Below are 12,488 nucleotides of genomic sequence, written 5' to 3'. Positions count from 1 at the left end.
TGGCGGAAGCGGTGGCTTAAGAACAACACTTTAAGGCCCGGAACTCCCGGGCTTTTTCTTTGGGCTGCGCAATTTGCGCCATTTTTTTGCCCGAAATCATCAGATTGAGCATTGTTGAGGGTTTCGAACTCTGAGCGTTCCCTTCGGGGCGGGCTCTATGGCTTCGCCACTGGGCCAGAAGTCCCAGCCCTTCGGGTGACGATCCCTAACGCAACAGCCGGGTCTTTCCCCCGCCGCGCCCCACCATTTCCCTGTGTTCCTGCGCCATCCCTCCGGAAGCCTGCCCCGGGCCTGTCCCGGCTGCGCGGGGTATTCATAAAGCTTTTAGAAGGCGCTTCGCGCTAGTCGCTTTACAAACCTTCCCCGCGCATCCGTGCCATTCCCGGTGCCGTCGTCCTACGGGCGCAGGAACTCAGGGAAACGGTGACAGAGGTTCGCTCTCTGGTGGAAAGACCAGAACCCGAAAGCGGGGAGGGCGAGAAATCTAGGGACCCGGTAACCGATGAAAGGCACGAAACCATGATCGCCAAGAACTACATGCAGCACCCGGAAGCATTGCGCTTCCAGCATGAGTTGTTCTCGAACGGGTATCACAACAGCCCGCGAATCATGCGGCTGATGGAGTGCATTTTCGATTGGACGCCTACCGTGCCTGGCTGGTGGGCAGCAGCGAAGGCAAAAGCCCGCGCCCTGGCTAAGGCTGTCAAGAAATCAATTGCAGACCTTTTCAAGGAAACGAAAGTGATTCAACTAAAACTGGAGTTCGTACAAGGCAGCATCACGAACAAGCCAGAAGACTGGGAACGCCTGAAAGAGTTTTCAGACTGGATGGACAAAACATTCAATCAAGCATTGACCACCACGCCAGATTTGACGGCAAAGCTGGGGCATAAAAACTCAGCGGTCGGAGAAAACTGGTACATGAGTTGCCAAGGCGCATACAGGTTGTTCTGCCCGACGCAACGGCATGCCCTGTTTCGCGGCGGATTTCAATACGCGGCCGCAACGTAACGGGTACCTACTTTGCAGTAGGTGTGGCTGCAATTCGCAGCTTGCCTGCCACATGTTCAACACCGTCAATAGTGATTATTGATCTGAGCATGCACGGCGCCATGACAGTCAGTGGTGGAAGCGATATTTGCACTCCAACCGATCTGCGAGTGAACTGGTCATGTCCGTTCTCTACCTCAGCGATCTCCGGTGCGCCCGGTTCAATGCTGGTTTGAAAAACTGTTTCATCTCCCTTTTCGATTCGAAAACCGACGGTCGTTATCTGCTCTTCAATCGGTAAATCGACGTAGGCGTTGACGGCGAAACGGGGAATCAAAGCGGGAAATTCATGTAGATAGAGGTAGCCGTTATACAGACCTACTATCGTTATTTTGTTTCCAAGCTCATAACGTATGTCGTCGCAGAATTGCGCTACAAAGCATCGAGATTGCGCCGCTGGCTTTGAGGGTGTCTTCGCTGAGGCCTTCGCTCGGGGTGTCGTCATGATTTTTCGGTAGTGGTTGAAAGTTTCGCTGTGGCTGTAATCACACTATCCAACCGCTCCAAAGTTAATCCGAGTGCTTGGGCCAACCGTTTTCCTGTGCTCCACATGATATTGACTGAGCCAGCTTCTAATCTCGCGATATTTGGTTGACTCGTACCAATGGCAGTCGCCAATTGCTGCTGTGAAAGCCCTAATGAAAGACGAACGCCGCCTAGAGTCGCACGGGAGCCACCGTATAACTCCTGTCCGAGAGCCACGCGTGCCTCTTGCATTCGAGATCGAACCTCGGCGTCAACTCGTTCGCGTTCAGCCGAAACCGCCAATCGCGGCAGCTTTCCATCAGCCGATCTACGCAGCGAAGCTAGACAGGGAGGGACAACAAAATACGTGGCTTCCACAGTGCTCGATTGCGTATTACCAAGCCTAGAGCTTGGAGAAGCGGCGGTAGTCGTACTCGTGACGGACTCGATCTGAAATTGGATGATTTGGTTCATAGTTGTAAAAATCGTTGGGATCGGCACCACCAGGTAACTTCTCGGGCTTCTTAACTACAACAGCTAGGAAATGAAGTTCCTCAACTGTGTTGTTGTAGGCGTACAAAATTCGATATTTACTGAGCCGGGGACCTAACGGCCTAATTCGGTAGAGGTTATAGCCATCATCTTGGAAACACGCGATAGCTCGACAATTTAGATGCGGTGGAAAATGATCTGCAGCCCATCTAGTAAGTTTCCACAATGCATCCACACTTTCCGCGACCTCATCTAGGAACGCATTGAGAAGATCAACATCGTCCGCTGTCAACGCATTTGCTCGCAATTTATCCAGATCCTTCTCTAGGAAGTCTCCGTTAAACATTTGTGGGACTATATCACCCAAGATATAACTTTGTGGGAATGGGGATTGGATTGGCGGAATTAAGTCACATTCCCTGCTCGCCGGGCGTTTCTTGCCGCAAGTAAGGGCTTTGCTAGTCCATGGTAGCAGGCGGTAACAAGTTAATGGCTCCTCTAATCTGACTAGACGCCCCTGTTTTTTTGTCCAGTGCTGAATTCCGTCGAAATCTGATCCAGTTAGCGAAGTAATTTCTATCCAAATCTGACCCACATAGGCACTACTCTGCTTGTTTTAAAGGCAGAGGGAAATTAGGAGTGATAGACGTGGCGACATTGAATGTCATCAGACGCCGAGCATTGCGGGATCAGATGTTCATTCGCGAGATCGCAAGGCGTACAGGCCTGGCTCGCAAGATCGGGCATATGTAGTGTCATCAAAACACCAATGAGGAGAGTCTGAGCATGAGTGGATGGAAAATTCCCTTTCTGTGGACTGGCGTAGCTATTGCAATTGCAATGCTGGCCCAATTTGAGGCGATAGTCGTGTGGACTGATCTGCACAGTGGATTTGCATCTTGGGTTCAAGCCATTGGATCAGTACTTGCCATACTGGCTGCCGCAGTGATCGCTGCATGGCAGACACACCAAACTCGAAACATCGATAAAGAAAAAGAACGGCGAGATCGACTCAACAAATTCTTAGCAGTTCGCGGAATTCTTATGCACGTCGATGCGTGTTTTCAGATTGCCATTGACGAACTAGGCAAGCGATCTTCTCCGAAAGTATGGGAGCGCCTGAGCCAGGAAGTTTCTCAGGCTCGTTCCGTTCTAGCTAGCCTACCCATACTCGATCTACCTGGTCCATATACCGCGATTCGTCTGGGCTTGTCGGAACAAAGACTGCGTGCACTTAACAACTTTTGTATCGACGTAGAAGAAGGAGATCTCCGTTTCGACAAGCAGGAAGTCGCTGCCATATTTGGAGAATGGCAACGCAAATCCGCAGAAACACTGGAGTGGTTTCTCGTTCAAATTAAAGAAAATAGTACTATCGAAGAAATGCGAGAGATAGCCCGCTTAAGTAGGCAGCACGTCCAAGTACCTATTTGAGGGGGATTTCCCATTGCCGCAAGCTGGAGTGCTCTAGCTTGCGCACGTGGTACACGGCACGCTAGATGCCCGCTCTTTGGTGGAATGACAAGAACGCCAAAGCAGAGAGGGCGAGAATCTAGGAACCCGGTAACAGAAGAACGGCAGGCGACCAGTAATTATTGACGCCCTGGAACTTTGCGCTGGCAGCCGTATGATGATGCTACAAATTCGGAGGGCTAGCTGATGTCAAAGAATGCTTTGAGGCGATCTAGAGAAGCGCATCATGATTGAGGATTCAACGAAATCTCAGATTCTCACGGAATTTGATAATGAGCGCGGCATCTACGAGGACTTCTCCCGCAAAGCCTCCGAACTCGTTTCGCAAATTCTTGCGGCATCAGGCATCGTGGTGCACTCAGTCACATCCCGCTGCAAAAGTCGTGAAAGCCTAAGTCGCAAGCTCGGACTTCCGGAAAAATCATATGACTCGTTAGGTAGCGTCACGGATATTTCGGCAATTCGAATAACAACATACTTCTCGGATGACGTAGATCTCATTGCCGAATTGATCGAGCAAGAGTTCGAGGTGGCGCCGGATCATTCGGTGGACAAAAGGATTAGTCTTGATCCAGACAGGTTTGGTTATCAGTCATTGCACTACGTCGTCACACTGGCGCCGGCGAGGTGCAAGTTAGTTGAGTATCGAAAATTCAACGGGTTAAAAACGGAAATCCAGATTCGCTCAATTCTCCAACATGCATGGGCCGAAATTGAACATGACATTGGGTACAAGTCGGCTTCTGGAATTCCTCGCGATGTAAGACGGCGTTTTGCGCGCGTAGCGGGTTTACTCGAACTTGCCGACGCAGAATTTGCTTCTATTCGGAGTAGTCTGAGTGACTACGCGGGGGCCGTAGTTCGGGAAATTCGGCAGAACCCGGCGAAGGTCGAATTGGACTTGTTGTCACTACGTGCTTTGTACGAAATTGACTCGCACACCAAGAGCTTGGATGCACTTGTGGCTGGAGCAATGGAGCGAACATTGGTAGCCGACCCTGGGTTAGTTGGAGAGCAATTTGTGGGGCGTTTCTTGACTTTAGGTATCCATCGAGTTGACGAGGTAGAGGTTGCAGCAGAACGGGTCAAAGACACTATTGCTGAATTCACGAAGTACTGGATTTCGCAATTTCTTTCGAAGAACTTCAAGATGGCTACGGGCCCAGCAAATGCAGGGATCGGAGTCTTTTACTTGCAGTACATGCTCGTGGCGCAAACTAAAAATCGAACGTTTATAAGAAATTTCTTAATTTCTAACAACCTTGGTGCTGCAGATGATCACGACGCAATGGTTGATTACTTACTAGACTTCTCCCCTAAGGCTACAAAGACTGGCCGAGAAGTGTCCGGAAAAAATCGCTGAGTTATAGGGGCTCACTCCAACGAAGTGCAAAGAGCAAATACGGGTCTCGAATGTCAAGCACGTCCTTGGCGTCGTCCCACTCAATCACTGACGTACCTGCGGCGTCGTTAGCCAGAATTGAATCGTGGTCGTTCCCGCGTCTCCTCCAATTAGAGGAGGCGACATCTAACGCAGAGAAGAATGTCCCGGCTTTTCCACCCGATAGACGGCCCGTTTAATCGTTGAGGGATGCACCTCGAACAGCGCGGCCAGGCTGTTGAGGGTGTACCAATTGCCAGGGGTGCTGTACAGCTTAACGATATCGGCCTCTGTGTCGCTTGGAAGAGAACGCTTGCGCCCGCAGTGCACACCCCTCTGCATAGCGGCGCGCTGACCGGCAATTGACCGTTCGCGGATGATTCCACGTTCGAACTCCGCGAACGCGCCAAGCATATGCATCATCATGCGGCCTGCGCTGGTGGACGTGTCTACCGGTTCTGTCAGGCTTTGAAATGAGGCACCGGCCTTTTCAATTCGCTCCAGAATTGCAAGCAGATCAATCAGCGAACGCGCAAACCTGTCGATCTTGTAAACCTTGACCACATCACCGGGTCGAAGCATCGACAGGAGCAACTGCAAGACAGGCCTACTGCCAACCGAGCTGCGTTTTTCTTGCATCACTTGCGCTACCCCACCACGATAGAGCGCATCAAGCTGAAGGGTTGTTTCCTGCTCCGTGGTGGATACCCGTGCGTACCCGTAGATCACGCCGACTGCACCGACTCAGGCAATTTTTGAAATGAGTTTGAGGACGACAAAGACGCCAATGCAGATCGCCGCAAAGAGGAACCAAACAAGCACTGGATGCCATGGCGTGGGAGTCGTTCGCATTGCGCGCGGCACGTGCGACTCATAAGATAAATCTCTGGGCGCCGGCACAGGCTTGCGGCCACCCCACCAGTAGCGACCGCTCTTACGGTCATAGAGCCCACCGGTCTTTGCGGCGTAGCCCTCCCTATACCAGTCACGGTCTTCCATCCCCATGCGGCGAGAATATCACAGGGGTTACAAATTCGCACAGTCAGGTCTTTGGTTGTGCTGCCGTACCGCCACCTGCGCCTAGGCCGATCTGCGGCGTATCGCAGGTGATAGCGCGATTGCTGCGCATCCATTGGACAACACCCGCGCAATCACTAAGAGGAATGTACCGATAGCCAGCGCGAATTAACTCTTTACTACTCGTATGACTGACCACCATGCCATTCTGCGAAACGCTCAGCATGTAGATGGTCTCCCCAGCAATCGTGATAAAGCCATTGAGGTGCAGACCCTTGCTCTGGTAGGGCTCAGGAATCTCATCAACGGCCATTGGCTGGGTCAAACTCGCTTGAACAGAGTTGGAGGCACTGGAGGCCGCCAAGCGCGGCACAGGGGCCACATAACCGGCGGGCGGGCCAGCGGTACGTGTGACTGTTGTGATTGATCTTGGCGTACTCCATTTGGAGTAGAAGTAGTAGCCCAATATCAGAGCGCAAAGGCCGAAGAGGACCCACACGTTGCGCGTATAGCGCTTGAACTTCACGATGAACGGTGAGACGTCCTGTGCCAGAGCTTCAGCAACGCTATTACCCTGCGTGTGGCTCTTGTAAAGGTTGAAAAACTCCGGGCGATATTTCCGCTCTTCGGTTGAAATGACGGAGCCCCGGTAGCCACCGTGCACCTTGCGGATGTAATGATCTGCCCGCCCCAAGATATCGGCCTTGCGGACTTTCACGAGCATTGCCATCAACCGGGCAATGGGTTGATTGATGTCGCGAAACGACTGAGTGCCGAGCAACACATCAACGTTGAAATGTCGATGTAGCTTGTACCACTCAATCACCTGGGCATCTGTGCCGATAGTCGGCATGCCGACGTGACACTCGTCAATGATGAACAGGGGGCCTTGCCCCGTAATTGGATGCTTCCAATCGCTGTAGTAGTCCCACACGTGGCCGAAGAGCGAAACTTTGGTCGCAGGCTTCTCCGTGTGACCATCAGCGAACAATTCAAAGGCATTGCCTTCACCGGTTTTTTCGTCAACGCGCTCTGCATCCCACGTGCCGCGGATGGGCTGGACGCGGCGACGCAGCTCCAGTAGCTTTAAAAAATCGGGGTTGATCGCTGCCCACATATCCACCAGCAGTGGCAAATTCGTGATGACAAGACGACCCGCCTGAAGCGCAGGCAATACATGGTGCACGCATGCCTCGTAACTCTTTCCCGAACCGGGAATACCCTCCAGACCGTTGATCATGAGCCGAGCCTTACAAAGGGGATGAGTTGCAAGAGAAAACGAATAGCGAGGGCGGCACCAATAATTGCGAGGGCTTGACCCACACCGAGCGCACCCATTACCTGCATGACGTTGGCAGGTATTTGGCCAAAGACGGCAAGGTTGCTTGAGATACCAGATACGTCCAAGGTGCTGATCGCGCTTACAGCGATCTTTAGTGACTCATCTAGCATCCAGCAAAAAAGGTCTTTGAGTAAGTCCCAGATTGCGACAAAACACGCAACAAATAGGTCGCCAATCCATTTGAGCAGTCCCGCTATCTTTTGAAAGAGCATGGAGAAAAGTGCGCCCATATCAGCCTCCAAAAATGAGCGCCCGAGCCAAGAAGAGGGCGCTGACGAGAATGACTATCTTGCAGAAGTCCCAGACGTAGCACTCTGGGCCTAGGCTATATGTACCGAAGTTGACGAACCCGAGGTTCACGCTGAAAGAGAACTGCGGGCATGCAGCAGCGGGGATGTTTGGCGTTAGACCGCCGACCAACTGCAACAGAGGAGAACCCATGAAATCCGCTTTTCGGTCAGTCCAGACTTTTGACGGGCCTTGCGGATATTTCGGTGTGTAGAGCTTTGGCTGATCCGGTAAAGGGGTATCGGTAGCCTCATATTCGGGTTGCTCTTCTGCCTTGGGCGGTGTTCCTGTAGTTGTCGTCGTGGTGGTGGTGTTCGTGGTCGGGTTGTAGTTGTTGATGACGGTGGTGTTGGTGGTCGTCACCGTATTGCCGCCGTAGGTGTGGTTGTGCGTGGTGGTGCTTGTCTCGGTGCTGCCATCAGGTTTCTGAGTGGTGCTGGTGGCGCCTGGCGTGCTGGCGGGGCCAGAAATGGTGAGGTTTTCCGGCTGAATCTTTTCGCCAGTGACCTTGGCGGCATCCTCCAGAGCCCTGGAGAGGGTGGAGCTGGACGGCCAGCCGGACTTGGTGGCGATGGCATCCAGGAACTCTTGTTGTGAGGACTGAAGCAGTACCTCAGGTTTAGGCGCGATTCCCTCGCGTTCAATCGCCCGTGTAGTGGCGCCCCCGCCGTTGTGCGGCCACTGGCAAACAGAATTAGGAGCAGTGCCCACCACAATAGGAGGCCCGGCCAGAAGCCCGGCCGGCCAGTCGTTGGGAACAGCCTGGCACGCCGCTAGTTCGGTGCTTCGCTTGGGACCGCCAGATGTGGTGTTATAGCTACCCGTGCTGTACAGATAGCATGGCGCGACGGAGCAGACATTGGGGTCGCTTTTATCGACGTCGAGCGTGCCGTCCGGGTTGCGGCCGAGCGTAAAGCCCAGCTCTTTAGCCAGGTCGTAGACGGCTACACCCGTGTTCAGGACGTAGCCGCCGGTAATCTTCAACAAGAATTTCCCGATTGCCTTTCCGGCAGCAGCGGGCGGTATGCGCCCGTTGACCTTCACCGGGACCGGGTTGCCGGACGGGTTTTTAAGGTTGCCGGTGTGTGTGGTTTTTGCGGAAGCGGCCCCGTCCGTCTCAACGGTCGGAACACCACGCGAATCCAGTGGCTTACCCCTGTTATCGAAATCAATGCCGCCTATGTTGACGGTTTGTTTTCCTGCGCCGGTATGAGACTCAACAAGCCCCCCAAGGGCGCTAGGAGCCGGGGTAGGAGCAGCAAAGGAGGCGGTTGATAGGAGAGCTGCCACGACGAAAAAGAACGTATGAGGGCGCATTAACGAGCCCTCCCGAGAGCTATACAAAGACCGATGCCGCTCAACGCACCAATTAGGGCGATAAGGCCATAGAAAAGCGTGATGAGGGCACCGATCAGCATGGTCTTAGACCTTGCGAACTGCGCGCTTGCCCAGGTCGCCGCCCTTGAACGCCATGGCGATACCGATCACGGCAATCATGAGCGTGACCACTGCGGCAGCAACACCTTCAACGCCAATGGCGGCGAAGATTTGCTGAAACACCGAAGGGCCGGGCGTCTCTTGAGCCAGCGCGAAGCCGGTGCCAACGAGGGATGCTGCACCAACTGCAATGCGAGCGCCGTACTTGCGGACTTGGTTGTAAAGCTTCATTTCATTTCCTTTTTGAATTCGCTTTCGCGAGGTGCTTTCCGAGACATTCGGAACTACACCCCATAGAGTCGGGCGTTTCACAACGATGCGGCTCTACAGGCTGAAGTCAAAACCTCTATGCTTTTTTTATTGCGTCTACTGCCACTCCGGTTACGAAACCAATGAGCCAAAACAGAATCACCGCACCCATCCCCCATGAGAAGGCGTACAGGACGGACTCAGGGGTAATGCCCAACGTCGCAGGGTTGATGGCCTCGGACATTGAGAGGTATGACAAGGCCTCGGGTGGGCACGGAGTGGCGTCAACGGTGCAAATGAGAAATTGCATCTACGCCTCCACAACAGACTCAGAGCCGCATTCAGGACACTCGACCTCATCGACGTCAAAATCCTCGTCGGCCTCATCATCGTGTTCGACGTGCGTGCCGGTTTTGAACTCGACAAAGTGCCCCTCGTGCCCGCAGGCGGTACATGCGAACTGAGCCATCACCGTTCTCCGATTGAACGGCGGAAGTCACGCCGTATGTAATAGACAGCACCGCAAAGGGCGATGCAACACAGCGCAAGCGCGAGCGACGGCAGAAGAAGCGCCTGCATATCAAGTCCCCTTCGCGTAGTCACGTGGCGTGCCAAGGCGATCAAGGTCAATCAATTGCGGCATGTCTTCAAAATCGCAGTTGTCTTCTACGAGTTGATTCACCGCTTCAAGATCGGACACCACGCCCCCGCCCGCCTCGCGGAGCGATTGCACCCACACAGGCTCACCCCCATCCAGCGCAGGACAGAGGAATTTCCCGGTCGTTTTGGACTGGATGAGGAGCCGCATGGTTAGGCTGCTTTTTGCAGTTGCTGTGGAGCAGGCTTGATGCCCACCAAGGTGAGCTTGGACGCGTTGTCGGCGCCGGCCACCACGTCAAACTCACAGTCGCACAGCAGGCCGGTAGCGGGCCACGATTTGTCCAGGTGCGCCCATTTCTCGAACTCGGTGGCATCACCGAACTTGAATGGGCGCGACACCGAACCTATGGAGCGGCCAGCGGAGTTTTCCGCTACATCCACGATCAGGTGAAACGTGGTGGAGCTGAAGGCTTTCTTCGTTTCCTCGAAGGTACCTGCGGATTCTTTGATACCGGTGCAGATGGCTTGGCTTTTCATTTTCATGATTGAGTAACTCCTTTCCCCTGTTAAGCCGCTACGAAGGCCGGGGAACCCTCTGGCTGTGAAAGGCGACCGAATGCCGCCGTGAATGAACGGCCCAACTCATTGGGCAGAAATTTCTGAAGTCGGCCGGGTAACTTCTGGTTCGTGACGAAGGTCAGGAACTCTTCGAGGCCAAGGTGTTTAAAGGCGACGGCGATGGAGGGGGCCGCCGTCTGAAGCGTCCAACGGATGTTGCGGACGCATTCCGCTTCGACGGTTTCGAGCGGCAAGCGCTCGATGGTGGAAAGTTTCTGCGGTGCAGCTACAGCATCAGCCAGAGCAAGTGCCGCAGCGTGCCAATCAGACGCACCAGCAAAGAAATCAGCCGGTCTGCGGAGCATGTCCACTGGAAGAACCCGCAGCTTGTTGCCGTAACGTAGCTCCAGACGAAGCCAAGGGCTACCAGCATCAACACCAAAAAGCTGATCGCCTTTTTCATACGCATTGGTTTCTTTCCCAGCCTCTTTGGAGCCGAAGTAGATGGAGCGACCGCCATGGGAATGCTCTGACCAGTCACCAACGAAGTTGACCTTGAGGAGCTTGCCACCTACATTGCAAAGACCTTCGTTGTAGTCGTCACGAATGGCTTTGATACCGCCCGGATAGCCGTCGAAGAAATCCAATGCAAGATCACACCGGGTCAAGGTTGCATCGCGCTCCTCAACAATGTCGGCGAGACGATCACGCCAGCCGTGAGAGGCGAAAGTACAAGCCATCCCGAACAAATTGCAATGGATGGTTTGCGCTTGCGCTTTCTGGCGTGGGGAGTCGCCCGATGAGAGGAAGCCGACCCATCCGCATTCCGCGCCATTGCGCTCGATGCACCAGCGAAATTTGTAGAAGTCATGGCCCTTTTTGAATTCAGGATTGACTACAAAGTCAGTTCCGAGCGCTGTGGCCACGTTTTGCGCGAGGTCGAGCGCCTGCGTAGCGGCGTCGAAATCGCAATCAGGTATCTCGCGCAGCATACGGGCCTGCTGCGCAGCCCGGTAGTTCTCATCCCAGATGTTGGTATCTGGGTGTGGAAAAAGGTAATCGACAGGGACAAATGGCGCGTTGCGCCGCAGGGCTGTGAACCGTACCCAATCGACATGAACCGGCGTTTTGGAGGCCAGACGTTCAGCTTCGAGGCGATATTTAACTTCGGAACCGTCCAGAACCAATGACGAGCGACTTGGGCGTGTCATAGGTTGTTATCCCCGTGATTACCAACGGGGAGGTTTCGGACCGGCTCGCTGCCGCTCGCGCCCTTCCCCGCAAGCGGGGCCCCTTCAGCGCGAGCGGCTTTCGCCGACTCACGCCCAAATGCATAGATTTCGTCAAGGGACTTACCGGCCATGAACGGCCAGGTCTTCAGGAACTCAGACCGGGCGAGTTGGCCGATGTTCGAGTGAACCATTGCCACGCCGGATTGACCGTTAACCGACTTGCTCATACAGCCTCCGCTGACACAATGGAGGCAATCTTTGAAATACCGTTATCTCCTGATTGAGAGAGAGACCAAAGGGGGGCAATGAAATTGGGCATTCTGGAAATTGCGATGATTTCGCTGCTCGGCGGCATAGTCGTTGCCCTTGTCGCGCTGGCAATTCGCGCAACGTTGCAGGCTCGGAAGAACGAAGCATTGGCAGCGAAAGAGCGGCTTCGGCTAGATCGCGCCCGAGCGGATTTCGACCGGAAGTGAGTGAAGACTAGGAAGGCGAGTTGTTGCATACGTCCAGATCAAAATGTTGAGAGGGTTTCAACATTTCGGACGTTAAGAGGGTCTCACTCTATCGCCTAGCGATTTATGATAAAACCCTCTCACTAATAAGGGGTTATTAACATGCAAAGCACGATGGACTTGTACGCAAAAGCGCTGGAAAAACAGCGCGCCGCCGCATGGGCTCGTGACATGAATATCACCCCATCGGCACTATCGATAGCAAAGCGCCAACGGCGACTAAGCCCCGTGCTTGCTGGGAATATTGCTATGAAATTAGGAGAAGATCCAGAGCACTGGATCGCTGTCGCGGCCCTTGAGGCAGAGCCCGATAGTGAATTGCTAGCACGCCTAAAGAAAGCCGCCAATAGCTGGCGGAAGCGGTGGCTTAAGAACAACACTTTAAGGCC

The 12,488-nt window shown here is 53.8% G+C and carries 18 protein-coding genes and 1 pseudogene; 6 read left to right on the top strand and 13 right to left on the bottom strand.

The window, feature by feature from the left end; all coding sequences use genetic code 11:
* Window positions 1-519 precede the first annotated feature (519 nt).
* Window positions 520-1,011 (top strand): hypothetical protein, encoded by a 492-nt coding sequence (locus tag BM408_RS22620; RefSeq protein WP_092132977.1) that lies wholly within the window; start codon window positions 520-522, stop codon window positions 1,009-1,011.
* A 7-nt stretch (window positions 1,012-1,018) separates the two neighbouring features.
* Here the strand turns inward: BM408_RS22620 and BM408_RS22860 are convergent, their stop codons facing one another.
* The 3 genes from BM408_RS22860 to BM408_RS23030 all read right to left on the bottom strand — a co-directional run bounded on the left by BM408_RS22860 (window position 1,019) and on the right by BM408_RS23030 (window position 2,374).
* Window positions 1,019-1,495 (bottom strand): DUF6941 family protein, encoded by a 477-nt coding sequence (locus tag BM408_RS22860; protein ID WP_139237402.1) that lies wholly within the window; start codon window positions 1,493-1,495, stop codon window positions 1,019-1,021.
* Window positions 1,492-1,767, bottom strand: a complete 276-nt coding sequence (locus BM408_RS23285; protein WP_371327043.1) for a helix-turn-helix domain-containing protein — start codon at window positions 1,765-1,767, stop codon at window positions 1,492-1,494. Before BM408_RS23285 ends, BM408_RS22860 begins: the two co-directional genes overlap by 4 nt.
* 151 nt (window positions 1,768-1,918) lie before the next feature.
* Window positions 1,919-2,374: a hypothetical protein gene (locus BM408_RS23030; RefSeq protein ID WP_175541886.1), complete on the bottom strand. Its 456-nt coding sequence runs from the start codon at window positions 2,372-2,374 to the stop codon at window positions 1,919-1,921.
* Between the two features lie 272 nt (window positions 2,375-2,646).
* On the opposite strand from BM408_RS23030, the pseudogene BM408_RS23105 reads away from it, so the two are divergent.
* The 3 genes and pseudogenes from BM408_RS23105 to BM408_RS22610 form a co-directional block, all read left to right on the top strand.
* Window positions 2,647-2,742: pseudogene (locus BM408_RS23105) on the top strand (XRE family transcriptional regulator); the annotation flags it as partial.
* 51 nt (window positions 2,743-2,793) lie between these two features.
* Complete coding sequence (locus tag BM408_RS22855) at window positions 2,794-3,441, top strand: hypothetical protein (protein WP_139237400.1); 648 nt, start codon at window positions 2,794-2,796, stop codon at window positions 3,439-3,441.
* A 265-nt stretch (window positions 3,442-3,706) separates the two neighbouring features.
* On the top strand, window positions 3,707-4,843 hold the full coding sequence (locus BM408_RS22610) for a GTP pyrophosphokinase (RefSeq protein WP_092132974.1): 1,137 nt from the start codon (window positions 3,707-3,709) through the stop codon (window positions 4,841-4,843).
* 165 nt (window positions 4,844-5,008) lie between these two features.
* Here BM408_RS22610 and BM408_RS22605 read toward each other — a convergent pair whose 3' ends face one another.
* The 10 genes from BM408_RS22605 to BM408_RS22565 form a co-directional block, all read right to left on the bottom strand.
* On the bottom strand, window positions 5,009-5,590 hold the full coding sequence (locus BM408_RS22605) for a recombinase family protein (protein WP_092132972.1): 582 nt from the start codon (window positions 5,588-5,590) through the stop codon (window positions 5,009-5,011).
* 15 nt (window positions 5,591-5,605) lie between these two features.
* Window positions 5,606-5,866, bottom strand: coding sequence for a hypothetical protein (locus BM408_RS23025; RefSeq protein ID WP_175541885.1), 261 nt, complete (start codon window positions 5,864-5,866; stop codon window positions 5,606-5,608).
* Between the two features lie 37 nt (window positions 5,867-5,903).
* Window positions 5,904-7,118, bottom strand: coding sequence for a zonular occludens toxin domain-containing protein (locus BM408_RS22600; protein ID WP_092132971.1), 1,215 nt, complete (start codon window positions 7,116-7,118; stop codon window positions 5,904-5,906).
* Window positions 7,115-7,450: a DUF2523 family protein gene (locus tag BM408_RS22595; RefSeq protein ID WP_092132969.1), complete on the bottom strand. Its 336-nt coding sequence runs from the start codon at window positions 7,448-7,450 to the stop codon at window positions 7,115-7,117. The genes BM408_RS22600 and BM408_RS22595 overlap by 4 nt, the downstream gene beginning before the upstream one ends.
* Before the next feature lies 1 nt (window position 7,451).
* On the bottom strand, window positions 7,452-8,825 hold the full coding sequence (locus BM408_RS22590; RefSeq protein ID WP_175541884.1) for a hypothetical protein: 1,374 nt from the start codon (window positions 8,823-8,825) through the stop codon (window positions 7,452-7,454).
* A 105-nt stretch (window positions 8,826-8,930) separates the two neighbouring features.
* The gene (locus BM408_RS22585; protein ID WP_092132966.1) at window positions 8,931-9,176 is read right to left on the bottom strand and encodes a hypothetical protein; all 246 of its coding nucleotides are present in this window, start codon (window positions 9,174-9,176) and stop codon (window positions 8,931-8,933) included.
* 328 nt (window positions 9,177-9,504) lie between these two features.
* Complete coding sequence (locus BM408_RS23020; protein ID WP_175541883.1) at window positions 9,505-9,663, bottom strand: hypothetical protein; 159 nt, start codon at window positions 9,661-9,663, stop codon at window positions 9,505-9,507.
* A 111-nt stretch (window positions 9,664-9,774) separates the two neighbouring features.
* Window positions 9,775-10,002 carry a hypothetical protein gene (locus BM408_RS22575; protein WP_092132963.1) on the bottom strand — a complete coding sequence of 76 codons (228 nt, stop codon included), beginning with the start codon at window positions 10,000-10,002 and terminating at the stop codon, window positions 9,775-9,777.
* A gap of 2 nt (window positions 10,003-10,004) precedes the next feature.
* Window positions 10,005-10,337 (bottom strand): hypothetical protein, encoded by a 333-nt coding sequence (locus BM408_RS22570; protein ID WP_092132962.1) that lies wholly within the window; start codon window positions 10,335-10,337, stop codon window positions 10,005-10,007.
* Between the two features lie 23 nt (window positions 10,338-10,360).
* Window positions 10,361-11,563 (bottom strand): replication initiation factor domain-containing protein, encoded by a 1,203-nt coding sequence (locus BM408_RS22565; protein WP_092132960.1) that lies wholly within the window; start codon window positions 11,561-11,563, stop codon window positions 10,361-10,363.
* 326 nt (window positions 11,564-11,889) lie between these two features.
* On the opposite strand from BM408_RS22565, the gene BM408_RS23015 reads away from it, so the two are divergent.
* Window positions 11,890-12,060 carry a hypothetical protein gene (locus BM408_RS23015; protein WP_175541882.1) on the top strand — a complete coding sequence of 57 codons (171 nt, stop codon included), beginning with the start codon at window positions 11,890-11,892 and terminating at the stop codon, window positions 12,058-12,060.
* 141 nt (window positions 12,061-12,201) lie between these two features.
* The coding region (locus BM408_RS23100; protein ID WP_217649457.1) for a hypothetical protein at window positions 12,202-12,488 on the top strand (287 nt) is incomplete at its 3' end.

Source organism: Polaromonas sp. YR568 (genome assembly GCF_900116715.1).
Lineage (GTDB): Bacteria > Pseudomonadota > Gammaproteobacteria > Burkholderiales > Burkholderiaceae_C > Polaromonas.
The sequence above is the reverse complement of the archived record's forward strand: the minus strand, read 5'-3'. Positions and strand labels throughout refer to the sequence as shown.